This is a genomic window from Azospirillum ramasamyi (genome assembly GCF_003233655.1).
GTDB lineage: Bacteria > Pseudomonadota > Alphaproteobacteria > Azospirillales > Azospirillaceae > Azospirillum > Azospirillum ramasamyi.
In genome coordinates this window covers 123,446-148,871 of sequence record NZ_CP029834.1, presented here as the reverse complement: position 1 = coordinate 148,871, position 25,426 = coordinate 123,446, and the positions used below count along the sequence as shown (strand labels likewise).

At 68.2% G+C, this 25,426-nt stretch carries 17 protein-coding genes; 9 read left to right on the top strand and 8 right to left on the bottom strand.

Going from position 1 to position 25,426, the window contains the following annotated elements; all coding sequences use genetic code 11:
• Nucleotides 1-276 precede the first annotated feature (276 nt).
• The 3 genes from msrB (at nucleotide 277) to DM194_RS25290 (ending at nucleotide 2,149) form a co-directional block, all read left to right on the top strand.
• Complete coding sequence (gene msrB, locus DM194_RS25300) at nucleotides 277-693, top strand: peptide-methionine (R)-S-oxide reductase MsrB (protein WP_111070420.1); 417 nt, start codon at nucleotides 277-279, stop codon at nucleotides 691-693.
• A gap of 241 nt (nucleotides 694-934) precedes the next feature.
• Nucleotides 935-1,498 carry a hypothetical protein gene (locus tag DM194_RS25295; protein WP_111070419.1) on the top strand — a complete coding sequence of 188 codons (564 nt, stop codon included), beginning with the start codon at nucleotides 935-937 and terminating at the stop codon, nucleotides 1,496-1,498.
• A gap of 27 nt (nucleotides 1,499-1,525) precedes the next feature.
• On the top strand, nucleotides 1,526-2,149 hold the full coding sequence (locus tag DM194_RS25290; RefSeq protein WP_111070418.1) for a hypothetical protein: 624 nt from the start codon (nucleotides 1,526-1,528) through the stop codon (nucleotides 2,147-2,149).
• Nucleotides 2,150-2,313: 164 nt separating this feature from the next.
• On the opposite strand, the gene DM194_RS25285 is transcribed toward DM194_RS25290, so the two are convergent.
• The gene (locus DM194_RS25285; protein WP_111070417.1) at nucleotides 2,314-3,009 is read right to left on the bottom strand and encodes a response regulator; all 696 of its coding nucleotides are present in this window, start codon (nucleotides 3,007-3,009) and stop codon (nucleotides 2,314-2,316) included.
• Between the two features lie 210 nt (nucleotides 3,010-3,219).
• On the opposite strand from DM194_RS25285, the gene DM194_RS25280 reads away from it, so the two are divergent.
• Entirely contained in the window at nucleotides 3,220-4,641 is a 1,422-nt protein-coding gene (locus DM194_RS25280) for an aminotransferase-like domain-containing protein (RefSeq protein ID WP_111070416.1), read from the top strand.
• 8 nt (nucleotides 4,642-4,649) lie between these two features.
• On the opposite strand, the gene DM194_RS25275 is transcribed toward DM194_RS25280, so the two are convergent.
• Entirely contained in the window at nucleotides 4,650-8,246 is a 3,597-nt protein-coding gene (locus tag DM194_RS25275; RefSeq protein WP_246024663.1) for an ATP-binding protein, read from the bottom strand.
• Between the two features lie 65 nt (nucleotides 8,247-8,311).
• Here DM194_RS25275 and DM194_RS25270 point away from each other — a divergent pair, with 65 nt between their 5' ends.
• The 3 genes from DM194_RS25270 to DM194_RS25260 all read left to right on the top strand — a co-directional run bounded on the left by DM194_RS25270 (nucleotide 8,312) and on the right by DM194_RS25260 (nucleotide 12,182).
• On the top strand, nucleotides 8,312-9,406 hold the full coding sequence (locus DM194_RS25270; protein ID WP_111070414.1) for an amino acid ABC transporter substrate-binding protein: 1,095 nt from the start codon (nucleotides 8,312-8,314) through the stop codon (nucleotides 9,404-9,406).
• Nucleotides 9,407-9,603: 197 nt separating this feature from the next.
• Complete coding sequence (locus DM194_RS25265; protein WP_111070636.1) at nucleotides 9,604-10,224, top strand: hypothetical protein; 621 nt, start codon at nucleotides 9,604-9,606, stop codon at nucleotides 10,222-10,224.
• 242 nt (nucleotides 10,225-10,466) lie between these two features.
• Nucleotides 10,467-12,182 (top strand): MFS transporter, encoded by a 1,716-nt coding sequence (locus DM194_RS25260; RefSeq protein ID WP_111070413.1) that lies wholly within the window; start codon nucleotides 10,467-10,469, stop codon nucleotides 12,180-12,182.
• Between the two features lie 102 nt (nucleotides 12,183-12,284).
• On the opposite strand, the gene DM194_RS25255 is transcribed toward DM194_RS25260, so the two are convergent.
• A complete protein-coding gene (locus tag DM194_RS25255) occupies nucleotides 12,285-13,466 on the bottom strand; it encodes a calcium-binding protein (protein ID WP_111070412.1) in 1,182 nt (393 codons plus the stop codon).
• 256 nt (nucleotides 13,467-13,722) lie between these two features.
• Here DM194_RS25255 and DM194_RS25250 point away from each other — a divergent pair, with 256 nt between their 5' ends.
• A complete protein-coding gene (locus DM194_RS25250; RefSeq protein WP_111070411.1) occupies nucleotides 13,723-17,220 on the top strand; it encodes a PAS domain-containing hybrid sensor histidine kinase/response regulator in 3,498 nt (1,165 codons plus the stop codon).
• A gap of 21 nt (nucleotides 17,221-17,241) precedes the next feature.
• On the opposite strand, the gene DM194_RS25245 is transcribed toward DM194_RS25250, so the two are convergent.
• The 3 genes from DM194_RS25245 to gltA all read right to left on the bottom strand — a co-directional run bounded on the left by DM194_RS25245 (nucleotide 17,242) and on the right by gltA (nucleotide 20,459).
• Complete coding sequence (locus DM194_RS25245; RefSeq protein ID WP_111070410.1) at nucleotides 17,242-17,892, bottom strand: response regulator; 651 nt, start codon at nucleotides 17,890-17,892, stop codon at nucleotides 17,242-17,244.
• A gap of 142 nt (nucleotides 17,893-18,034) precedes the next feature.
• Nucleotides 18,035-19,048 carry an NUDIX hydrolase gene (locus DM194_RS25240; protein WP_111070409.1) on the bottom strand — a complete coding sequence of 338 codons (1,014 nt, stop codon included), beginning with the start codon at nucleotides 19,046-19,048 and terminating at the stop codon, nucleotides 18,035-18,037.
• A gap of 79 nt (nucleotides 19,049-19,127) precedes the next feature.
• Complete coding sequence (gene gltA / locus DM194_RS25235) at nucleotides 19,128-20,459, bottom strand: citrate synthase (RefSeq protein WP_111070408.1); 1,332 nt, start codon at nucleotides 20,457-20,459, stop codon at nucleotides 19,128-19,130.
• A 196-nt stretch (nucleotides 20,460-20,655) separates the two neighbouring features.
• Between gltA and DM194_RS25230 the strand changes: the two genes are divergently transcribed.
• A complete protein-coding gene (locus DM194_RS25230) occupies nucleotides 20,656-20,919 on the top strand; it encodes a hypothetical protein (protein ID WP_111070407.1) in 264 nt (87 codons plus the stop codon).
• Between the two features lie 48 nt (nucleotides 20,920-20,967).
• On the opposite strand, the gene DM194_RS25225 is transcribed toward DM194_RS25230, so the two are convergent.
• Entirely contained in the window at nucleotides 20,968-23,964 is a 2,997-nt protein-coding gene (locus DM194_RS25225) for a hybrid sensor histidine kinase/response regulator (protein WP_111070635.1), read from the bottom strand.
• On the bottom strand, nucleotides 23,961-25,385 hold the full coding sequence (locus tag DM194_RS25220; protein WP_111070634.1) for a sigma-54-dependent transcriptional regulator: 1,425 nt from the start codon (nucleotides 25,383-25,385) through the stop codon (nucleotides 23,961-23,963). The genes DM194_RS25225 and DM194_RS25220 overlap by 4 nt, the downstream gene beginning before the upstream one ends.
• Nucleotides 25,386-25,426: the final 41 nt, after the last annotated feature.

Below are 25,426 nucleotides of genomic sequence, written 5' to 3'. Positions count from 1 at the left end.
GCGCGTCGATGCCCCGGCATTGCCGTCCCGGACACGCTGTCCCGGACTGTTGGCAACCGGGATGTTACCGAAACCGATGCAATTTCGGAAGGCATGTCCCCCTCGAACCTTCGCCAGACCGGCAAGAATCTTTTGTCGCAGCCTCAGATCCGATCCGATATAGGACCGCCGCCATCACAGCCGCGTGATCGCTCCCCCGATCCGCTTGGGACAGCGGCAAGTCCGACCAATATAGTGGGTCTGAAACACCGACCACCACCAGCGGAGACCGGCTGAATGCCCGAATCGGACAAGACCAACACGGCCAAGAGCGAACAGGACTGGAAGCGGGAGTTGTCGCCCAATCAGTTCAAGGTTCTGCGCGAACACGCGACCGAGTATCCCGGCACCAGCCCGCTCAACGACGAGAAGCGCCAGGGCGTCTATCGTTGCGCCGGCTGCGGGCAGCCCCTTTATACCAGCGACACCAAGTATGAGAGCGGATCGGGCTGGCCCAGCTTCTGGGAGGCGATTCCGGGAGCGGTGGAAACGTCCACCGACTACAAGCTGGCCTATCCGCGGACCGAGGTCCATTGCGCCAGCTGCAAAGGCCATCTCGGCCATGTCTTCGACGACGGGCCGCAGCCGACAGGAAAGCGCTACTGCATGAACGGTGTCGCCATGTCTTTCATGCCTTCGGAAAAGTCCGGCTGACCCACAGAACTATGACCGGGCGCCGAACTCCTTTGCCCGATCGGCGCCCGGTCATAAACCCTCCTAAAAAAGGCGGGTTTACCCCTAATTGAGCTAAAAATGGCAACCTCGGCAAAGAGCGCGATGGTATGATCGGCCCTCGTGCGGCGGGTTGTCGCGAGGGCATCGCGACCCTCCGCGGTCCATGGCACCATGCGTCGTCGAAGCGGCGCGGTCATACGGTGCGGCTGGCGGAGGGCGAATGGTCATTTCGGCCGAGTTCCTGGGGATGCTGCTTCTGATCACCAGCGCCGCCGCGCTTGGTCTGTCGATCGTGGTGGATGTCGGCCGCGTCAGCGCCGAAAAGGCGCGCGAGGCGATGAACCAGAGACAATACGACAAGAAGCGCGCCGCGCTGGCCGAATGGCGCCAGAAAACGGAGCGCAAGCGCGTCGACGTCACCGCCCTGCAAGCCCGCCTGACCGAATTCAACGGCCGCCGCCAGAAGGCGCTGACCGAGTTGCGGGCGCTGGAATTCTCCAAGATCGAACTGGTGCACGAGTTGGGCGACCAGGACTCCGACGGCGACGTCTATTGGGCGCAGTTGGCGGTCGGTCCCAATTTCAACGAGCTGGACCGCAAGGACATCGTCTTCTCGCGCCAGATCTGGGAATACCGCAACGTCGCGCACATCACGGCCCCGTCGGCCGAACAGGCGCACGGCACGGTGCGGGCCAGCTTTTCCCAGCGCAACGGCGTCATCAGTTCGCCGGTGGTGCCGCTGGCTCTGGCCCCCGATCCCGAGTTGGAGGCGACCGCAGCATGATGAAGGCGGCATGATGGGAGCGGCTCGATGACCGGCATGATGCTGTATTTCGCACTTGGCCTGATGGTGCTGACCGTCCTGTCCAACCGCTATTGGCGCCGCCAGTTGGTCCTGACCCGGGTCGCCATGTCCAAGTTGAAGGAGAAGGTGGACGACGTGACCAGGGAGGTCGCGGACGTCGCCTCCGACTATGGCCAGCTTGCCCAACACCATACGGATATGGAAAAGCGCGTCCAGAAGGCGGAAATCGACATGCAGGCCGCCATCCTGGAACTGGACCAGAAGAAGGGCGCCGCCATGCAGCGCTACTTCGTGTTCGACCGGAACGAGCCGCGCCCCGGCCGCTTCTGGGAGGTCGCGGTGCGCTTCCACCCGACCGCGGTCAGCTTCGTCGACCAGCAGGGCCATCGCGGCTGGTCCGGCATCCGCCGCTTCCTGCTGATCGCCGACAGCGAACGCGACGCGCGCGAACGGGTGGCCGCCCGTTTCCCCCGCAAGGCCGGCTTCGAGATCCTGGAGGTCGCCGGCTGCCGCCTGAACGGGCTGACGGTCAACCGCATTTCCGAACACAGCACCTTCCGCAAGCCCGCCAAGCCGGAGGAGGAGGCCACCGCCCGTCCGCAGCGCCGGGCCTCGCCCGCCCAGACCTGAGCGGGGCGGCGTCTCCTCCTAAAGCGGACTGCAATCCGCTCTGAACCGCGACGGCGGCCCCGGCCGCTCATGCGGCCGAAGCCTGACCGGCGAATGAGGTCATCTGACGCTAAAGCGCGTGCAAAGTCGCTTTAGTGGCGTCAGGAGCGAAATCAGGGAAGCATTCAGTCCACCGTGGCCTGGAACATGTACCCCATGCCGTGAACGGTGACGATGCGGGTGGGTTCGGCGGGATCGGGCTCCACCACCCGGCGCAGGCGGCGGACCAGCCGGTCGATGGAGCGGTCGTAGGGCACCGAGTTGCCCCGCAGCGTCAGATCCAGCAGATCGTCACGGCTCAGCACCCGCCCTGGATTCTCGACGAAGGCGGCCAGCAGCTCGAACTCGGCCGAGGTCAGCCGCGCTTCCTCGCCGTCGGGGTCGCGCAGGCGGCGCTTGTCCAGATGCAGCTCCCACCCGTCGAACCGCCTCACCCGTCCGCCGGTTGGCCGGGCCGGCTTGGCGATGCGGCGCAGGAGGCTGCGGGTGCGGGCCAGGATCTCGCGCGGCTCGAACGGCTTGGTGATGTAGTCGTCGGCACCCAGTTCCAGCCCGATCAACCGGTCCATCCGGTCGGAGCGGCCGGTGATCAGGATGATGCCGATGTTGGAGGTGGCCCGCAGTTCCCGCGTCACCGCCAGCCCGTCCTTGCCGGGAAGCCGGATGTCCAGCAGCAGCAGGTCGATCCGCCCGCGCGCCAGCAGCGCCGACAGCTGTTCGCCATCGCGCGCCAGCACCACCCGATACCCCTCGCCTTCCAGATAGGCCTTCAAGGTCTCGCGGGTGATGGGATCGTCGTCGACCACCGCGATGGTGTTCATTGTGCCCTGTGACGGAGTCCGATGGCCGGCGGATTGACGGCCGGCCGCTCGGCCAGAAGCTATCGGTTCCGCCAACCGGACACAAGCAAGGTGGAGCACACGGACCGCCTGCAATGGCATCCGCTGATTGTGCGAGGCACCGGGAGCCTGCGAATGGGGACAATCGCGCCGAACTTGTCAGAGCGAGGGGACAATGCCAGATTTGTACTCATGACAAATTGGACCCCGAACCTGGAGGGCCGCGCCGGCCCGCTCTACCGCGTCATCGCCGATGCGCTGGCCGAGGACATCGCCGGGGGCACGCTGACGGTCGGCACCCGCCTGCCCACCCACCGCGACCTCGCCTTCCGCCTCGGCGTCACGGTGGGAACGGTGACGCGCGCCTATACGGAGGCGGAAAAGCGCGGCCTGATCGGCGGCGAGGTCGGGCGCGGAACCTTCGTGCAGGGCCAGCGCCCGCCGGCGACACCCCTGCCGCTCGGCTGGCCGCCGGCCGGAGAAACCTCGGCGGGAGATACCGGGGCCGGCTCCGCCATCGTCAACATGACGACGGTCCACCCCGAACATGCCGTCGCGGTGCAGGCCTTCGGCCAGACGCTGGCGGCCATCGGCAACTCCGGCCGCGCGGCGGCGCTGATCGGCTACGGCCCGCATGCCGGACTGCCCGAGCACCGCACCGCCGTCGCCGCCTGGCTGGAGCGCCAGCACCGGGTGCAGACGACCGCCGATGCGGTGCTGCTGACCACCGGGGCGCAGAACGCGCTGGCGGTGGCGATGGCCGCCGTCGCCCGCCCCGGCGACGTCATCCTGGCGGAACGGCTGACCAACATCGGCACCAAGGCGCTGGCGGCGACCCAGGGCTATCACCTGGAAGGGGTTGCGATCGACGAGCATGGGATGGTGCCCGACGCCTTCGACAGCGCCTGCAGGCGGCTGGGGCCGAAGGCGGTCTATCTGGTGCCGACCCTGCAGAACCCGACGGCGGCGGTGATGCCCACCGCCCGCCGCCGCGAAATCGCCGAGATCGCACGCCGTTACGGCGTGCTCCTGATCGAGGACGACGTGTTCGGCTTCATGGTGCCGGACGCCCAGCCGATCCAGACCATCGCCCCCGACATCACCCTCTATGTGTCGAGCGTGTCCAAGAGCCTTGCCGCCGGGCTGCGGCTGGGCTTCGTCGTCGCGCCGGCGGAACTGCTCTCCCGCGTCGAGACGGCCATCCGCGCCCTGCAATATTCCGCCCCCGCCCTGCCGGCGGAGGTGGTTGCGCGCTGGATCCAGGACGGCACCGCCGACCGCATCGTCGCTACCCAGCGGGAGGAGGATCTGGCCCGCCAGCGGCTAGCCCGCTCCATCCTGCCGGCCGGCACCATCCACGGCAGTTCGGCGGCACAGCATCTGTGGCTGGTCCTGCCGGAGCCCTGGCGGCGCGAGGATTTCGTCGGCGAGGCCCGGCGGCGCGGCGTGATCGTCACCGGCGCCGACGCCTTCGCCGTGGGCCGCGCCAGTGCCCCGCATGCCGTGCGCGTGGGGCTGTGCATGCCCCGCAGCCGCGACGAGGCCGCGCGCGGCCTGCGTGCGCTCGCCGATGCGTTGGACGCACCGGCGGCGGCGATGCTGTCGATCGTGTAAAGGCGGCCTTATACCCCCTGCAGCATCCCCTGCACCGCGTCCATCGCCGCAAGCCCGCGGCCGAACACCGACTCAGCGGTCGCGGCAAGCTCCTGGGCCTCGACGCGGCGGCCTTCGCGCATGCAGTCCTCGACCGCGCGCATCAGCCCGACGAAGCGGGTCAGGCCGAAATGGCTGGCCGCGCCGGCCAGACGATGGGCGATGTCCTCGATCTCGTCGTCGGGCGTATCGGCGGCGGTCAGGCGGGGCAGCCCTTCCTGCGCGGAGTCCAGCAGCAACCCGCGGATGGTGGTGAAGCGCGCCGGACCGAGGGAGCGGATGTAGCGCTCCAGAATCTCGTCGCTCAGATCCTCCCCGACCACGGTCGGGCGGGCGGCGGGGAGCCCGACGGCGGCCTCATCACTCACATCCTCGCCCGCATCCTCGCCATCGCCCGCACCATCCCCGCGCGCGGCGATGGCGTTGGACAGCAGATGCATCAGCCGTTCCGGGAAGATCGGCTTCTCGATCACCGCGTCGATGCCGGCGGTGAGATAGCGGGCGCGGTCGGCGGCGAAGACGTTGGCGGTCACCGCGACGATCGGCACCGCCGCCCGGTCGGCATCCGGGAAGGCGCGGATGCGGCGCGCCACCTCCGGCCCGTCGATGTCGGGCAGGCGGATGTCCAGCAGCACGGCGTCGAAGCGCCGCCGCGCCGCCAGGTCCAGCGCCTTCTCCCCCGTCTCGGCGACGGTGATGCGATGGCCGGCGTCGGACAGCAGGCCGAGCGCCACCTCCCGGTTGATCGCGTCGTCCTCCACCAGCAGCAGGGCCAGCGACCGCACCCGGCTGACCGGCAGAAGCCGGCCCGGCCGCCGCGCCGGCAGGGCGATTTCCTCGACCCGCCGCAGGGGGATGGTGACGGTGAAGACGCTTCCCAGCCCGACCGCGCTGTCGACGCGGATGCTGCCCTGCATGGCGTCCAGCAGGTGCCGCACGATGGCCAGCCCCAACCCGCTGCCGCCGAAACGCCGGGCGATGGTGGGATCGGCCTGCTCCAGCTTCTCGAAGATGGCGGCGCGGCGTTCCGGCGGCACGCCGATGCCGGTGTCGCGCACGGCGAGACGCAGCATTTCGCCGGTCTCTCCACCCCCGGAACGTTCCGGAGCCTGTTCGATATCGACGCGCAGATCCACCCCGCCGCGTTCGGTGAACTTCACCGCGTTGCCGACGAGGTTCACCAGAATCTGGCGCAGCCGCTGGCGGTCGACCACCACGAGTTCCGGCACGTCCGGCGCGATGTCGAGGTCGAGGTCGATCCCCTTCTCGTTCGCCAGTCCTTCCACAGTCGCAACGACCTCTTCCAGCACCGGCAGCAGGGCGCAGGGCGCGGGGTCGAGGTCCAGCTTGCCGTCTTCGATCTTGCGCAGATCGAGGATGTCGTTGACCTGATCGAGCAGCCCATGGCCGCAGCGCATGATCGACATGGCGTAGCGCCGCTCGCCCGCATGCAGCTGCCCGGTCAGCAGCAGCCGGCACAGGCCGAGGATGCCGTTCAGCGGCGTGCGCATCTCGTGGCTGACGGTGGCGAGGAATTCGGTCTTGGCGGCGTCGGCGCGCTCCGCCCGCTCCTTGGCCTGGCGCAACTCCTCCCGCGCCCGGCGCGATGCGGTGACGTCGTTGGCGACGCAGATGATGCGGCAGCGGCCGTCGCCCGACCATTCGAAGGGGTGGCGCTGCAGGGCGAACACCGCGGTCTCGCCGTTGCGGGCCAGCGCGAGTTCCTCCACGCCCAGCGAGCGCATGGAGCCGGGATCCCCGCCGGCCAGCGCCCGGCCGGTTTCCGGTCCCAGCACCTCGGCCAGGGTGCGGTCCTCGATGTCGGCGCGGGGGGTGCCGAAGCAATCCTCCGCCGCCCGGTTCCACAGCACGACGCGGCCGGTGTCGCCCTCCAGCACGTAGAGCACGCTCGGCACATTGTCGATCACGGCGTCGAGGAAGGCCTGGGTCCGGCGCAGCAACTCCTCCGCCTCGCGGCGGCGGGTGATGTCCACCACCGAACTCAGCAGCACCTCCTCCCCCTGGAATTCGAAGGCGATGCCGGACAGCAGGCCCCACAGCCGGCGGCCGCTGCGGGTCACCAGCTCCGTCTCCACGTCCAGCGCCAGACCGCTGGCGAAGACGTCGCGGACGAACTCCTCCCGCACCGCCGGAACGTACCAGACGCTGGCGTCCGGCCGGCCCAGCAGTTCGCCGGCATCGGCGGCCTCGAACAGGTCGGCGGCGCGGCGGTTGACGAAGCGGATCTGGCCGTCGGCGCGGCCGGAGATCACCAGCGGGACCGGCGCCGCCTCCAGCACCGTGCGCAGCCATTGCTCGTTCCGGCGCAGGGCCTTGCTCTTGTCCTCGGTCTCCTGGATGTAGAAGCGCAGCGCCCGCGCAAGCTCGCCGATCTCGTCGGCGCCGGTCGCCGGCACTTCCGCCCCGCCGCCTTCGGTGCGGTTGCGGATCGCCTCGCTGACCGCCCACAGGCGGGCCAGCACCTTGCGCCGGACATACAGCACCGACAGAACCATCCCCAGCATCACCACCCCGACCGAGGCGAAGAACAGGCGGGTGTAGGTGGTGGACACCTCGATCACCTGTTGGCGGCTTTCCTCCGCCGCCTTGGTCTGCTCGACGAAGATGCCGGTGTTGAGGCCGGTGTTGACCAGCGACACCTGATTGGCGCGGTCGACCAGCCCGTTCAGCGCCTCCGACGCCTGCAGTTCGGCCTGACGCTGGCCGAAGACGGAGCGCTCGCCCTCCACCACCCCTCGCATGGCCTCGGCCAGCCGGGTCAACCGATCCGATACGCCGTCGGCGAGCCCTTGCGGCACCGAACCCGCAAGGCTCTCCAACTGCGCCGCCGCGCTGTCGGCCAGCCGGGCGAGGGCGAAGCTGTTCTCCATCTGATGGACCGACGCGATCAGGAACAGCAGCCGCTCGGCCATCGCCAGCCAGCGCTGCACGCCGAGGTCGTCGATCCCCCGCAGTCCCGGTTCCGCCAGGGCGTCGGCCATCCGCCGCACGTCGCGCGACCGGTCGGTCAGGGCGCGGCGGGCGGCGACGCGGGCGGTCACGCCACGGTCGATGGCGTCGCGCAGACGCAGGATCTCGTCGCGCTGCTGCTTCAGCCCGGCAATCCGCCTTGCCTGGGGCGCATCGGAGGATTCCATATCCGCCAGCATCCGGTCATAGCCGTCCAGCTGGTCCGCCAACCCCTGCTTGATCGTTTCACGGCCGAAATTGTCGTCCGACAGGGCCAGTTGTTCCAGGGTGCGCATGATCCGCTGATGCTGGCGCTCCAGCTTGGCGGAGGCGACGACGGCCGGAAACTGCTCCGACGTCACCTTGGTGATCCCGGCATGCAGGCCGTCGAAGGCGATATAGGCGCCAAGCCCGATCAGGAAGGCGACCAGACCGTTGAAGGCGAGCGCGCCGAACAGACGCGCGCCGACGCCGATCCTCACCACGCCCGCCTTGCCGGCTTCCGACCTGCCTGCCCCCGATTCGCTGCCGCCCGCCATTCCCAATCCTGCCAGCCCCAATCCCGCCAGTCCCATCCAGCCACCCAGACCCGACACCCCAACGGTTTGCGCGGTGCCGAGGGCAGCGTATCATAGCGACGCTGTAGCATAAGGGGAGAAGGATGGGGCTGAAGCCTGTTGCCGCCGCGTTCGGATTGATTTTGGCGCTTGGGCTGATTTCGGCGCCGGGCGGAACCGCGATGGCGCAACCGGGGCCGCTGCCGGGGCCGCTGCCGGACGTACAGCCCGCGCCGAACGGCGACCGCCCGGTCCTGGCCGAGATCGAGCGGCGCGGGGTGGTCCGCTGCGGTGTGTCCTTCAATCCCGGCTTCGCCGCCAACGACGACAACGGGCGGCCGGTCGGCTTCATGGTCGATCTGTGCCGGGCGCTGGCCGCCGCCGTCCTGGGCAAGGCCGACGCCGTGGAGATCCGCCGCCTGTCCAAGCCGCAGGAATTCGAGGCCGTCGCCGCCGGCGAGGTCGACGTCTCCTTCGCCCAGACATCCTGGACGCTGACCCGCGACGCCACCTATGCCGTCGATTTCGGCCCGCCGGTCTTCCACGACATGCAGGGGATCGCGGCATGGCGCCTGCCCGACGGCCGGTCGGCGTTGGACGGAACGGAACTGACGGTCTGCGTCCCCGCCGGCTCCACCACCCAGGCCGAACTGGAGGCGCTGGTCGCCGGCGGCAAGCGGCCCTGGAAGCTGCGCAGCTTCCCTGGCTGGCCCGATGCGCTGGAAGCCTTCCTCAGCCGCGACTGCGCGGCACTCAGTGCCGACAGGGCCGTGCTGACCACCGCGCTGCACGCGCTGGACACCGCCAAGGAGGCGCTGGAGATCGCCGACGCCCCCCTTCCGTCCCGCGAGCCGCTGGCGCCGCTGACGCCGAACACCGACCGCATGTGGATGGCGGCGGTGCGTTGGACCATCTATGCGCTGTTCCTGGCCGAGGATGCCGGCATAACCGGCGCCGACGCCGGTTTCCAACGGATCACCGGCGGAAGCGAGATGCGGCGCCTGCTGTCCGGCTTGCCGGAGGTCGCGGCGAAGGCAGGCCTGCGTCAGGACTGGGCCTATCAGGCAGTCGTGCAGGTCGGGAATTACGGCGAAATCTTCGAACGCAACCTGGGCGCCCGGTCGCCTTTCAAGCTGGAGCGCGGACCGAATCGACCCTGGACCCGGGGCGGGCTGCTCTATGCCCCCGTATTCCAGTAACGGCGATCCGAACAATTAAAAATACAGCCCCGGCGCACATGTCAAAAACCGAATTTAAGGAAAGATAAGTGGGCTATGGCCAGTTCCATGCCGATAGACTCTGACTTCTTGAGTAGTTTTATATCCAAGAGAATTGAGCAATACTTTTGCATGATCAGTTATCAGAGGACATACTGATCTCCGCCATGGAGGATTGCTTGCCGTCCCTTGACCCACCCGCCAAAATCGTCGCCTCTGCCGCAGATGACATGAGGCAGAAAATCGTCTATGCCGCCCTGACTCTCGGCCCGAACTTAAAGCTGGGAGAAAAAATAACCGACATAGATCGGATATACCTTGTTAAGGATCCGGTGGATGTCGCCGTAACGCGGCTGAAGCGGGTGTTGTTCCCCTGGATGGTCCAGCACTTCTGCGGCTCGCCGACCAAGACCAAGGCAATTTGCATTTTTGAGATGTTCTTGGAAGGAAAAAGCAAGAACGACCAGAATTACAGCCGCCTGATGGGTCGAATGAATACGGTACGGCAAGACTCGGAACTGGCAAAGAGTATGAGTTGGTTCAAGCGGGTATCTACTTCGAGCGGCCGCAAGGTCGATGCCAATATCTTTGACGACATGTACAAGATCCATATGCTGGGATCTTCGGCCGATGAAGTCCACACGACTATTCATCAGGAGATGTTCCGCCAGATCCTGAAGACGCCCGCAAGGAAGAGCTTCAGCAGCGAAGTCTCCGCCGCCGTCCGACAAATCCGCCAGACATGCGAAGCCGCCGGCTTTCCGCTCAAGAAGCTGGGGCTGAGCGACAGCTTCGCCTGAGCTTGCGAAGCTTTGAAGGCCTCGGGCAGCCACAGAACACCTGTCCAAAAGATCAGTGTATCCCAGTACCGCAACGCCTGATACCCCCGACCATGGTCGGGGGTGACGCAGATAGTTTGGATGGCACACTATCTGCCGGAAAACCAATGAGCGGGCCCGGTCATCAGTTCACATGACCGGAATGCACCGCTCACCAAAAACCAACCGATATGCATGACCATTCACTTGGGAGGGTGAAGACCATGGCCTATGCGGCTTCGTCGGACGATGCCGTCCGACCGATGACGGGCGAGGAGAAGAAAGTCATCTTCGCGTCCTCGCTCGGGACCGTTTTCGAGTGGTACGACTTCTATCTCTACGGTTCGCTCAGCGCGGTCATCGCCGCGCAGTTCTTTTCCGGCGTCAATCCGACGGCCGCCTTCATCTTCGCGCTGATGGCCTTCGCCGCCGGCTTCGCCGTCCGGCCCTTCGGCGCCCTGGTCTTCGGCCGTCTCGGCGACATGATCGGCCGCAAATACACCTTCCTCGTCACCATCCTGATCATGGGCGTGTCGACCTTCATCGTCGGCATCCTGCCCAACTACGCATCCATCGGCATCGCCGCCCCGATCATCCTGATCATCCTGCGCCTGCTGCAGGGCCTGGCGCTGGGCGGTGAATATGGCGGTGCCGCGACCTATGTCGCCGAACACGCGCCGCATGGCCGCCGCGGCAACTACACCTCCTGGATCCAGACCACCGCGACCCTCGGCCTGTTCCTGTCGCTGCTGGTCATCCTGGGTTGCCGCGTGTCGATGTCGGCGGAAGACTTCAACGCCTGGGGCTGGCGCATCCCGTTTCTGATCTCCATCGTGCTTCTCGGCATCTCGGTGTGGATCCGCCTGATGCTGAACGAATCGCCCGCCTTCAAGAAGATGAAGGAGGAGGGCAAGCACTCCAAGGCGCCGCTGACCGAATCCTTCGGCCAGTGGAAGAACCTGAAGATCGTGCTCCTCGCCCTGTTCGGCCTCGTCGCCGGCCAGGCGGTGGTGTGGTACACGGGCCAGTTCTACGCCCTGTTCTTCCTGACCCAGACCCTGAAGGTCGACGCCCAGGCGGCCAACCTGATGATCGCGGCGGCGCTGCTGCTGGGCACGCCCTTCTTCGTGATCTTCGGCACGCTGGCGGACAGGATCGGCCGCAAGCCGATCATCATGGCCGGCCTGCTGCTGGCCTGCCTGACCTACTTCCCGCTGTTCAAGGGCATCACCCACTTCGCCAACCCGGCGCTGGAAGAGGCCATCGCGACCGCGCCGGTCGTCGTGGTCGCCGATCCGAACGAGTGCTCGTTCCAATTCAACCCGGTCGGCACCAGCCAGTTCACCAGCTCTTGCGACATCGCCAAGAGCGCACTGGTCCGCCGCGGCATCCCCTACACCAACGAGGCCGCGCCGGCCGGCACCGTCGCCTCGATCAAGGTCGGCAGCACGGTCATCCCCAGCTACTCCGCCGTGCCGCAGGAAAGCACCACCGTGTCGCTCAGCCACGGCCCGACCGCCTCGCATGCACCGACCGACACCAAGGCCGCCGGCGCCGCATTCGACAAGAGCCTGGGCGATGCGCTGAAGACCGCCAACTATCCGCCGAAGGCCGATCCGGCCCGCATCAACACGGTGATGGTCGTCGCCCTGCTGACCGTCCTGGTCATCTACGTGACCATGGTCTACGGCCCGATCGCCGCGATGCTGGTGGAGATGTTCCCGACCCGCATCCGCTACACCTCGATGTCGCTGCCCTACCACATCGGCAACGGCTGGTTCGGCGGCTTCCTGCCGACCACCTCCTTCGCCATCGTGGCGGCGACCGGCGATATCTACTCTGGCCTCTGGTACCCGATCATCATCGCCGCCGCCACCCTGGTGATCGGCATGCTGTTCGTCCGCGAAACCAAGGACGTGGACATCTACCAGCACGATTGACGCAGTTCCTGATCCGGTAAAAGGAAACGGGCGGAGGGGAGAACCCTCCGCCCGCTTGCCGTCCGGCCTCCGGCCGATGCGGGGACGATGCCGGAAGCGCCGTCAGGCGATCGACAGCGTCGCCTGCTGCTGCAGGGCATCGGCCGACGCGAAGGCGGTTCCGGTGCTGGCGCCGAGCGGGGCGGCGCTACGGCCCTCCTCATAGCCATGGGTGATGTAATGGGCGGTCGCCGCCTGCAGGTCGCCGCCGAAAGCCGCCTGCAGGTCGGGATAGCGCGCCAGATAGGCCGAGGCATCGAAGTCCAGGCTCCGCCCCTCGTTCCGGCCAAAGGTCGCGTAATGGAGCGCCGCCGCCGTCGGATCGTAGCCGAAGGCCTGGATCAGGTCCGGATTGGCCGCCAGATAGCTGGTGGCGTCGAAGTCGGTCCGACGGTTCTCGTTGCGGCCGAACTCGATGAAGTGGCGGGTCGCCTCCGCCGTGTCGGCGCCGAACGCCGCGACAAGGTCGGGGTTGTCGGCCAGATAGCCGGCGGCGTTGAAGGTCAGGCTGCGATCCTCGCCCCAGCCGAGGGAGCGGTAATGGTTGAAGGCGGCTTCGCTGTCGGTGTTGAAGGCGGCGGCGAGATCCGGGTTTGCCGCGAGATAGGACAGGCCGTCGAACACCGGGGCGGAGGCGCTGGCCACCGTCTGGTCGGTGTACTGGATGAACTCGACATTGGTCAGCCGGTCATAGCCGTTGGCGTCGATCACATAGATCTCGCCGTTGTGCTTGACGGCGCCGCTGCCGGCCAGCGTCGAACTGCGGACCACCGTGTCGATCCCGTCGCCGCCGTCGATGATGTTCACGCCGCTGCCGCCATCCAGCAGATCGTCGCCCCGCCCGCCGGTGATGGTGTCGTCGCCGGCATAGGCGCGGATCGTGTCGTTGAAGTCCGATCCGGTAAATATGTCGTTGCCGCCCAGCAGAGCCGCGCGGATCGCCTCGGGATCGGTACCGGCGGCCTCCCAGCCCAGCGCCGTCGCGACCGGAAGGTTGAGCTGGGACACCGACAGGCCGGGAATCCCGTTGACCGAGTTCGTGACGCTGGAGATGGTGCCGCCGGTCAGCGTCTGGCCGGCAGCGTCATAGGTGAAATTGCCGCGGAAATCGGTGGAGCGGCCGTCGGCATAGTTGACGACGAGCTGGGTGGGGGTGGCCAGGGCAACCGTGCCGCCCCGGATGCCGGTAACCCCGAGATCGTCGGTATTGATGCTGGTCTGGGAACCGGCGCTGACCGATACCATTCGAACTCTCCTTAACCTTGCATGTTCGACCAAAGGCTTGACAGCCTGGAGGTAGGAACAACGGAAGACACGGATATGTGCCGGCATCTCCGGGTGTGCGGTCGTACGGCCACCTTTGCCCCTTTTTGGCGGCGGGCCCAAACTTTTGCGTACGACCGAAGGTGGGTGCCGAATGTGGGCGCGGCGCGAGGCTGCGCTCTGTGCTAGGCTGCCGCCCGCAGGGAGAGAAAATCAAAAACGGGATGCGAAAAGCCCCATGGAAAGCTGGTTCATCCTGGCCGCGTCGATGGCCTATCTGCTGTCGCTGTTCGCCATTGCATGGTACGGCGACCGCACCGGCAACCAGGGCGCCGACCGGCGCACCCCCTGGCTCTATGCACTGAGCTTCGGCGTCTACTGCACCTCCTGGACCTTCTACGGCGCGGTGGGGCGGGCGGCCACCGGAGGGTTCTACTTCCTGCCGATCTACATCGGTCCGATCCTGATGGTCGGGCTGGGCTGGCCGGTGCTGGCCCGCATCGTCCGGGTGGCGAAGTCGGAGAATGTCGTCTCCATCTCCGATTTCCTGTCGGCCCGCTACGGCAAGAGCCGCAGCCTCGCCGCCCTCGTCACCGTCGCCGCGGTGATCGGGCTGCTGCCCTACATCGCCCTGCAATTGAAGGCGATCAGCGTCAGTTTCGAGATTCTGGCCGGGGCGTCGCTGGGGGCCGACCTGAACCAGATGCCGGGCGGGACAGCGCTGATGGCAGCGCTGCTGATGGCGGCCTTCGCCATCCTGTTCGGCGTGCGCAGCGTGTCGGCCAACGAACACCACCGCGGCCTGATGCTGGCCATCGCCGCGGAATCGGTGGTGAAGCTGGCGGCGGCGCTGGCGGTGGGCGGCGCCATCGCCTTTTCCGTCTTCGGCGATCCGGCCACCTTCGTCGAAGCGGCGATGAACCATCCCGGCTTTCTCGACCTGATCCGCCTGGACAGCATCGGCGCGGACTGGTGGGTGGCCTGCCTGCTGTCGGCGCTGGCGATCCTGTGCCTGCCGCGCCAGTTCCACGTCGCGGTGGTGGAGAACACCCATGACGGCGACGTGCGGTCGTCGGCCAAGCTGTTCCCCGCCTATCTGATCGCCATCAACCTGTTCGTGCTGCCGGTGGCGCTGGCCGGGCTGATGCTGTTCCCGGACGGCACGACCAATGCCGACACCTTCATGGTCTCCATCCCCTTGAGCGAGGGCTGGCCGTGGCTGGCGCTGGCCGCCTTCATCGGCGGCCTGTCGGCGGCGACCAGCATGATCCTGGTGGAGATGGTGGCGCTCAGCACCATGATCTGCAACGACGTCGCCGTGCCGCTGCTGATGGCGCTGCGCCCCGACGACCGGCGGCTGCGCGACAACCCGGCGGGGGTCCTGCTGCTGATCCGCCGCTCGGCGGTGATCGTGCTGGTTCTGCTCTCCTACGGCTGCTACCGGCTGATCGGCCCTGCCTTTCCGCTGGCGACCATCGGCATGATGAGCTTCACCGCTGTGGCGCAGTTCGCCCCCGCCCTGCTCGGCGGCCTGATCTGGGCCCGCGCCAGCCGCGCCGGCGCCTTCGCCGGCATCTGCGCCGGTTTCGTCGGCTGGGCCTACACCATGCTGCTGCCGTCCTTCGCCGATGCGGGATGGCTCGCCTCCAGCGCGCTGCGCGAGGGGCCGTTCGGCCTGACCGGCCTCAGCCCGGTGGCGCTGGCCGGCATCGCCGGCATCGACCCGCTGACCAATGCCGCGCTGTGGAGCCTGGGGCCGAACATCCTGCTGTTCGTGCTGGTTTCGCTGCTGACCCGGCCGTCGACGCTCGAGCGCCAGCAGGCCGCGCGCTTCATCAGCCTGCGCCGCTCCGCCGACGGGGAGGCCACCGGGCCGCGCGGCGCCACGCTGGCCGATCTGCACGACCTCGCCGTCCGCTATGTCGGGCAGGCCCGCGCCGACGCCGCCTTCTGCCGCTTCACCGGGGTGGAGGACGGAGACCTGCGCACCGCGCTGCTGACCCGCACCGACGGCGAGGCGATCCAGCTGACCGAGCGGCTGCTCGCCGGCGCCGTCGGCTCGGCCTCCGCCCGCGTGGTGGTGGCCGGGCTGCTGTCCGACCGCCGGCTGTCGCGCACCGACGCGCGGTCGATCATCGACGAGGCGTCGCGCGCCATCCTGAAGCAGCATGAACTGCTGCGCGCCACCGTGGAGAATGTGCCGCAGGGCATCGCGGTGTTCGACGAGGATTGGCGCGTCGCCACCTGGAACAACCAGTTCCTGGTGCTGCTGGACCTGCCCGACGGCTTCGTGCAGGTCGGCACCTCGCTGCAGGAGATCGTCGGGCTGATCGCGCGGCGCGGCGAATACGGCCGCAACGGCGAGATCGAAACCCTGCTGGAACGCCGTTCCGACCCGCGCCGCCGCAACAAGCCGGACGTCTACGAGCGGGTGCGTCCCGACGGCACGGTGCTGGAGATCGCCACCAACCCGATGCCGGGATCGAAGCCCGGAGGGGGCGGGTTCGTCGCCGTCTACACCGACGTCACCGAGCGCCACCGTGCGGCCGCCGCCCTGCGCGAAGCGAACGAAACGCTGGAACGCCGCATCGAGGAGCGCACCCACGCCCTGTCCGAAGCCAAGGCGGAGGCCGAGCGCGCCAACCGCGGCAAGACCCGCTTCCTCGCCGCCGCCAGCCATGACCTGCTGCAGCCGCTGCACGCCGCCCGCCTGTTCCTGTCCGCCCTGGCGGAGCGCAACGGCGACAGCGCCATCCGCCAGATCGACACCTCGCTGCGGTCGGTGGAACATATCCTGGGCGACCTGCTGGACGTGTCCAAGATCGACAGCGGCGTGGTGAAGCCGAACCCGCTGCCGATGCGCATCGAGGAGTTGCTGAAGCCGCTGGGCGAGGAGTTCACCGTGCTGGCGAGCCGCCACGGTCTGGGGCTGCGGGTGGTCGACTGCTCCGCCATCGTGCACAGCGACCCGACGCTGCTGCGGCGCATCCTTCAGAACTATCTTGCCAACGCCGTGCGCTACACCCGCACCGGCCGCATTCTGCTGGGCTGCCGCCGCCGCGGGAATTTCCTGTCGATCGAGGTGTGGGACACCGGCCCCGGCATCCCCGAACACAAGGTGCCGGAAATCTTCATGGAGTTCCGCCAGCTCGACAACGATGCCGACGACCGCGGCAAGGGGCTGGGCCTCGGCCTCGCCATCGTGGAGCGTCTGGCCGTAATCCTCGGCCACACGGTGCAGGTGCGATCCAGGGTCGGGCGGGGCAGCGCCTTCTCCGTCCTGGTGCCGCTGACCGACGAGCCGGTCGCCGCCCGCGCCGTGGTGGCCCGCCCGCGCGGCCGCGACCTGAGCGGCGTCCTGGTGCTCTGCCTGGAAAACGAGCCGGCCATCGCCCGCGCCACCGAGGATCTGCTGTCGAGCTGGTCCTGCCGCGTCGTCACCGCCGTCGCCCCCGACCTCGCCCTGGCGAAGCTGGAGGGGCGCATGCCCGACGTGATCCTAACCGACTACCACCTCGACCGCAGCCTGACCGGGGTGGAGGCCCTGCGGACCTTGCGTGCCTCGCTGGGCAGCGACATTCCCGCCGCCGTCGTCACCGCCGACCGCGATGCCGCGGTGCGCGAGGACATCGAAGCGGCGGGCTGCCGGCTGCTCTACAAGCCGGTGCGTCCGGGCGCGCTGCGGGCGCTGCTTGGGCAGTTGCTGGCGGAAAGGCAGCGGGTGGCGGGCGAGTGAGGCATGAGGCAGACGGCCCCCTCACTCCACCGGCGGCGGCGGGGCCGAGGACAGCGCCAGCTGGCTCGCCAGCACCGCGGCCTGGGTGCGGGTCAGCACGCCGAGCTTGCGCAGGATCGTCGTGACATGGGCCTTCACCGTCGTCTCGGCGACGTTCATCTCGTAGGCGATCTGCTTATTCAGCTTGCCCTCCGCGATGCCGGCCAGGACGCGGAGCTGCTGGGGGGTCAGGGTGGCGGCGCGCTGGGCCGGGTCGGGAGCGTCGGTCTCGGGTCCGCCGTTGAACTCCGGCAGCCAAAGCTCGCCGTCCAGCACGGCATGGATCGCCTCGACGATCTGGGTGTTGGGGGCGGATTTCGGCACGAAGCCGGAGGCGCCATAATCGATGGCGCGCTGGATCGTCACCGGATCCTCAGACGCCGACACCACGATCACCGGGATCGCCGGATTTTCGGAACGCAGCATCATCAACCCGATCAGGCCGCTCATGCCGGGCATGTGCAGGTCGAGCAGGATGATGTCAGGCGGTTCCCCGGTGTCCAGCAGCGGCTTGATCTGCTCGAATCGCGACGCCTCCAGGATCACGGCACCGGGAATCGCCTGCCCGATCGTCTGGGTCAGGGCGGTGCGCATCAGCGGGTGGTCGTCGGCGATCAGAATGCGGTGCGACATCGGCCTTCTTGGACTTTCCGGGTATGGGCATTCCGGGCATGGACATTCCGGGAATAGAACCGTTCCTGCAGTATCCGCTTGCAGCCGCCCGTTGACAACTGCGCCCAATGCCGCGCGTCGACGTTTCCGGGAGATTCTTTCCTTATCCATCCGCGGACGGAATGGCCCCGGCGCTGGTGCGTTCGTGGATAGCCTGTCGCCGGAAGCGGTACAACTCCGCCGGACGGCCGCCGGTCTGGCTTTCATAACGTCCGGTCGGTTCGACGAAACCGCCGGAGATCATCAGGCGCCGGAAATTCTGTTTGTGAACCCGCTCGCCCGACAGCGCTTCGACCACCAACTGCAATTGATGCAGGGTGAAGGTGGGGGGCAGCAGCTCGAAAACGATGGGTCGGTAGCGAAGCTTGCCGCGCAGCCGCTCCAGCGCGGTCGCCAGGATGCGGCGGCCGTCGCGCGCCATCGGCCGGCCGAGCGCCCGCGGCATCGGTCCGCCGGCCCGCACCGACGCATCGACCCGCGCGGCGAGGTCGCGGTCGCGGAAGGCCTCCACCACCAGCCCGGCTTCATAGAGCAGTTCGAAGCGCTCCAGCACCCGTTCCATGTCCCAGTCGGCGCCATCCAGCCCGAAGGCCATCTGGGCGCGCTCGCCCCGGCGCAGGCGGGTTTCCTCGTCGGGAGCCGAGGCGATCCAGCCGCCGAGCGCCGGGGCGATCACGCCGTCCAGCAGCGGCGGGCGCTGGTCGCGCCAATCCTCCCACGGGAAATGCTCGTAGAGGTCGCGCCACTCGGCCGAGGCATCGCCGCCCAGCGGGCCGTCGCGGACCAGGGCCAGATAGCCGACCACGACCGAGCGCGGGCCGCCGAACAGCTCATGCGGGTCACGGTAGCGGTCCCCGAAGGTGTAGAGCTGCTCGACATAGCGCAGCGCGAGGCCGGACAGCCCCTCCGCCACCGCGCGTACGCCCTCCTGCAGGGTGCGGAAACGGTCCGGCTCGAAGGGTGCGCCGGGCAGGGCGTCGCGATGCGGCAACGGCTCGTCGCCGCGCCGGTGGTCTTCCGGCACGGCGAAGCCGCTGCGCACCGTCACCACGCGCGGCGTACCGCCGATCACCGCCACGATGGCGACCGACAGGCCGAGTTGAAGGGGCTGGGTCACGGCGCTCAGTGCATCCCCCTCACCCTAACCCTCTCCCCGGCGGGGAGAGGGGATTCAAGGCGGGGCAGGTATGGTGCACTCAACGCTTGTCCAGCGGCACGAAGGGACGGGCGGCGTAGCCGGTGAAGAGCTGGCGGGGGCGGCCGATCTTCTGGGCCGGATCCTCGATCATCTCCTTCCACTGGCTGATCCAGCCGACGGTGCGGGCCAGTGCGAACAGCACGGTGAACATGCTGGTCGGGAAGCCCATCGCCTTCAGGATGATGCCCGAATAGAAATCGACGTTCGGATAGAGCTTCTTCTCGATGAAATACTCGTCCGACAGGGCGATCTTCTCCAACTCCATGGCGATGGCCAGATGCGGCTCGTTCTGGATGCCCAGGCGGTCGAGAACCTGATAGCAGGTCTCGCGCATGATCTTGGCGCGCGGGTCGTAGTTCTTGTAGACGCGGTGGCCGAAGCCCATCAGGCGGAAGCTGTCGTTCTTGTCCTTGGCGCGGCGCACGAATTCGGGGATGCGGTCGACCGAGCCGATCTGATCCAACATCTTCAGCACGGCCTCGTTGGCGCCGCCATGGGCCGGACCCCAGAGCGCTGCGATGCCCGACGCGATGCAGGCGAACGGATTGGCGTGGGACGAGCCGGCAAGCCGGACGGTGGAGGTCGAGGCGTTCTGCTCGTGGTCAGCATGCAGGATGAAGATCTTGTCCATCGCCTTGGACAGGACCGGATCGACCGTCCATTCCTCGCAGGGCGTGCCGAAGGTCATGTAGAGGAAGTTTTCGGCGTAGGTCAGGTCGTTGCGCGGATACATGAACGGCTCGCCGACCGTGTACTTGTAGGCCATGGCGGCCATGGTCGGCATCTTGGCGATCAGGCGGTGCGCGGCGATCTTGCGCTGCAGCGGGTCGAAGATGTCGGTGGAATCGTGGTAGAAGGCCGACAGGGCGCCGACGACGCCGCACATGATCGCCATCGGGTGGGCGTCGCGGCGGAAGCCGCTGTAGAACTTGGCCAGCTGCTCGTGCACCATCGTGTGGTAGGTGATGGTGCGCTCGAAATCGGCCTTCTGCTGCGGGTTCGGCAGTTCGCCGTTCAGCAGCAGGTGGCAGACCTCCAGGAAATCGCAGTTCTCGGCCAGATCGGCGATGGCATAGCCGCGGTGCAGCAGGACACCCTCGTCGCCGTCGATGTAGGTGATGGCGGAATCGCAGGCGGCGGTGGAGGTGAAGCCGGGATCGTAGGTGAAATAGCCGGTCTCGGCATAGAGCTTGCGGATGTCGATAACGTTGGGACCGGTGGACCCGCCCAGCAGCGGCAGTTTCAGCGTCTTGCCGGTGGCGTCGTCGGTCAGCGTGACGGTGCCGACCTGGGTCACATCGCCATGCGGTGTGTGCTTGCTCGATTCCATGACCTTATCACACTCCTTGCTGGCCGGACGGCACCTGTCGGTCTTCGCCGCCGGACCTTGGTGGTTGGCCCGTTCTTCTTGCGCTTCTTCGGCACCTCGCGGCGCCGGCTTCTCCCGGTCTCCGAAGGATTGGTCAGGATCGGAACCCGCACCCGTCCAATGTCGTTGACTCCTTCGGAAGATAGCAGAGGACATCATGACCGACACGCCTCAAACGCGCATCCCCTCCGAAGGAATGCCCCACACCGACAAATCCCAACCGGACCATGCCGCAGCGGGCAAATCCGGTTCGGATACCCACGACCAGACGCCGGCGGGCGAACGCTCCCCGCGCGAGGACATGACCAAGACGCCCGGCGACGGCACCCTGCAGGACGCCACCCCGGCCGGCATGTCGTCGAAGGAATTGCGGGAGCGGGCCGAAGACACCGACGGCTCGACCCAGCCCGGCACCGGCTGACGTCCCTCCGGCAGGCGGGATTACAGGCAGGATTCCGGGCGGAAAGGCTCAGGCCGCCGGCCGCGCCGCGCCGGTGCGCTCGCGCAAGGAACGCTCCAGGCGGGCGGCTTCGCGCAGCAGCACCGGCAGAAGCCGGGCGGCCTGCGCCATGTCGCCGCCGCGGCAGATCACCTCCATCCGCCAGGCGAGGTGCATGACCGCCATTCCGCCGAAACTGCCGGCGAGGCTGGACAGGTCGTGCGCCTCCCCCGCCAGCGCCCGCATGTCGAGGGTGCCGGCCGGGGCCGACCGCGCCATGGCCGACAGTCTTTCCAGCCGGCCGGACACGTCGTTGAGAAAGCTGTCGACGATCATGACGAGATTGTCGGCACCCACCGTCTCGGCCAGCTCGGCCAGCACCGCCTCGTCCAGAACCTCGCCGCCGGCGCCGTCGGCGTCCGCCGCCCCATGCGCGCCCCCGGCCTTCGGCATCCACCGGTCCAGCGCCGCCAGCAGTCCGGCCCGGCTGATCGGCTTGGTCAGGTAATCGCTCATGCCCGCGCGCAGGCACAGCTCGCGCGTGCCCGGCATGGCGTCCGCGGTCAGGGCGATGATCGGCAGGCTGACGAGCCGCCCGCCCTGCACATGGCCCTGCGCGCGGATCGCCTGCGCCGCCTCCAGCCCATCCATGCCCGGCATCTGTACGTCCATCAGCACCAGATCGATGCCGCCGCGGCAAGCCGCCGCCACCGCCTGTTCCCCATCCTCCGCCACCTCGACCGTGTAGCCCAGCTTGCGCAGCAGGGTGGTGGCGAACAGCTGGTTGGTGCGGTTGTCCTCCGCCAGCAGGATGCTGCCGCTGCGCGCCGGCTCCCCGCCGCGCTCGGCAGGCTTTCCTTCGGCCTGTTTGTCCGCCGAAGGGGGCGGTCCGGCCGCCTGGAACAGGCCGGTCAGGCAGCCGGCCAGCGCGCCCTGGCGCAGCGGGCGGTTGAGGATGGCATTGGCCAGCCCCTGGACCGGCCCGCAGTCGGCCCGCGCCGCCGTTCCCAGCCCGGCGATCAGAACCCGTCGGGTGCCGGCCAGCGTCGGATCGCCGGCAATGGCCGCCAGCAGGGTGTCACCGCCCATGTCCGGCATGGTCTGGTCCACCAGCACCACGTCGAAGGGCCTGCCGCCGACCGCTGCGCGGGTCAGCGCCTCCAGCGCATCGGGACCATTGTCCACCGCCGTCGGCCGGGCGCCCAAACTGTCGAGCATCGCCGCCAGCACGCGGCGGTTCACCGCCAGATCGTCCACCACCAAGGCACGGCGCCCGGCCAGCGGCTGTTCGGCCGGCGGCATCGCCTCGTCGAGCAGGGCCAGCGGCAGATCGACCAGGAAGCGGCTGCCGACGCCCGGGCTGCTCTCCACCGCGATGCTGCCGCCCATCAGTTCCGACAGCTGGCGGCAGATCGCCAGCCCCAGCCCGGTTCCGCCGAATTTCCGGGCGATCGACCCGTCCACCTGCTGGAACTTGCTGAACAGGATGGGCAGCGCCTCCGCCGGAATGCCGATGCCGGTGTCGGTCACCGTCATGCGCAGCACCAGATGGGCCTCGGTGGCGTCCAGCGCCTCCAGCTCCACCGCGACGGATCCCTGGTCGGTGAACTTCACCGCATTGCCGACCAGGTTGACCAGGATCTGCCGGATGCGCGTCGGATCGCCCAGCAGGGTGCGGCGCAGGAACGGGTCGATGTAGAAGCCGATCTCGATCCCCTTCTCGTGGGCGCGGGGGGTCAGCAGTTCCACCACCCCCTCCACCAGATCGGCGGGGTCGAAGGGCAGCGTCTCGATGGCGACGCGGCCGGCCTCCAGTTTCGAGATGTCGAGGATGTCGTTGATGATGGTCAGCAGCGCGTTGGAGGAGCTGCGGATGGCCTGGGCGAACTGGCGCTGCTCCGCCGTCAGGGGGGTGTCGAACAGCAGTTCCGTCATGCCCATGATGCCGTTCATCGGCGTGCGGATCTCGTGGCTCATCGCCGCCAGGAATTCCGATTTCGCCTGGGTCGCCGCCTCCGCCCGCGCCCGCAGGGCGTCGGCCTCCTCGCGGGCGGCATCCAGCCCTTCGGCCAGCGCGCACATGTCGGCAGCCTGACGCTGCAGCTCCGCCTCTTCCCGCTTGGCGTCGGTGATGTCCTGGACGACGCCGAGCAATCCGATCGGCCGGCCGGCCTCCCCCCATTCCGCCATGCCGCGGATGAAGACGTGGCGCAGCGCGCCGTCGGGACGGACGACCCTCGCCTCCACGGAAAATCCCTCGCCGGTCGCCCGCGCCCGCTGAACCAGGGCGGCGAGAGTCGGCAGGTCGTCGGGATGGTAGGCGCCGCGCGACATGTCGACCGTCGGCGGACCGTCCCGCGGGGTCAGGCCCATGATGCGGTAGACCTCGTCCGACCAGCGGCGGGTGTCGGTGACGAAGTCGATGTACCAATGCCCGAACTGACCGATCTCCTCGGCCAGGGTCAACAGCCGGGAGCGGTCGCGCAACTCCGCTTCCGCCTGCTGGCGCCGGGTCACTTCGCGGCGAAGCTCCAGCTCGTCGACCACCAGCCGGGCGAGCTGGGTCAGGGTTTCCTCCTCCCGCGCGTCGAAGCCGTCGCGGGCGGCGGCGTCGATCACGCACAGCGTGCCCAGCTTGTGGCCGTCCACCACCAGCGGCGCGCCGGCATAGAAGCGGATGTTGGGTTCCCCGGTGACCAGCGGATTGCCGGCGAAGCGCGCATCCTTCGTCGCGTCCGGCACCACAAGGACGCCGTCGTCGAGAATGGCATGGGCGCAGAAGGCGAGGTCGCGGTGCGTTTCCTCCACGTCCAGCCCGATGCGGCTCTTGAACCACTGGCGGTCCCGGTCGATCAGCGAGACCAGGGCGATGCGCGTGCCGAAGAAATGCCGGGCGAGCCGGGTGATGTTGTCGAAGCCGGATTCCGGCCGGGTGTCGAGGACGCAATAGGACTCCAGCACCGCCAGCCGCCGCTCCTCGTCCGGGGGCAGCGCCGCAGGAACCGCACCGGCGGTGTCCCCGCTCACGCGGCACTTCCCCGTGCGGCGGCCCCGTCGGCGGCGCGCCACTGCTGCAGCTTGCGGTAGATGGTGGACGGGCTGATCTCCAGCATCAGGGCGGCGCGCGGCACGTCGTCGCCGCTCAGCCGCAGGGCCTTCAGGATCATCTCCTTCTCCACCTGCCACAACGGCAGGACGGCGCCATCCTCCTCCAGCCCGCCGTCGGCCGGGACTCCGGCACCGGCCGCGGCATCGGCACCGATTCCGCCGGCCCCGGTCAGGGGCGGCAGCATCTCCAGCACCACCTGCGGACCGTCGTGCAGCACGACGACGTTGCGGAGGACGTTCTGGAGCTGCCGCACGTTGCCCGGCCAGTCATGGGCGCGCAGCCGCGCCTCCACCTCCGGCGCGAAGTCCACCAGGGCTTTCCCCTCCTCCCGCGCATAGTCGATCAGGAAGGAGCGGGCGATCTCGATCACGTCGTCGCCGCGGTCGCGCAGCGGCGGCAGAGCGAGCGGAATCACGTGCAGCCGGTAATAGAGATCCTCGCGGAAACGGCCCGCCTGCACCTCGGCCAGCGGATCGCGGTTGGTGGCGGCGACGAAGCGCACGTCCACCCGCTCCTCCCGCCCGCTGCCCACCGGGCTGACGGTGCCGGTCTGGACGAAGCGCAGCAGCTTGCTCTGCAGTTCCACCGGCATTTCGCAGATCTCGTCCAGGAACAGCGTACCGCCGTCGGCCAGCAGGGCCGCACCCGGCCGATCGCCCGCCGCCCCGGTGAAGGCGCCTTTCACATGGCCGAAAATCTCCGATTCCAGCAGTTCCTTCGGAATGGCGGCGCAGTTCAGCGCGATGAAGGCGCGGTCGCGCCGCGGGCTGGCGCGGTGGATCGCCTGGGCGGCCACCTCCTTGCCGGTGCCGCTCTCCCCGGTGATGAAGACGTTGGCGCGGCTGGCCGCCACGCTTTCGATGGTGCGGTAGACCGCCTGCATTTCGGGCGAGCTGCCGATGAAGCCATGGAAGCGCCCGCGGTCGAGATCCTTGCGGTATCCTTCCACCATGCGCGCCAGCGCCCGCCTCTCCAGCGCGTTGCGCAGGGTCAGGTTCAGCCGGTCGGCGTTGAAGGGCTTCACGATGAAGTCGAAGGCGCCCAGCTTCATCGCCTCCACCGCCAGATCGATGGAGCCGTGGGCGGTGATGATGACCACCGACACGCTCAAGTCGCGGGCCTGCAGGGCCTGCAGCACCTCCAGCCCGTCCATGTCCGGCAGCTTCAGGTCCAGAATCACCGCGTCGGGCGGCGATGCCGCCGCGGCGTCCAGCGCTTCGCGCCCGCGGGTGCAATGCACGACCTCATGGGCGTCCGCGCGCAGGAACTCGATGTACAGCTTGGCGAGCGGAACCGTATCCTCGATCAGCAGGATGCGGTGCTTCTTGGCGGAGGACACGGCGGCGGCACTCGGGCGGTCGGTGGCGAAGGAATGTTCGG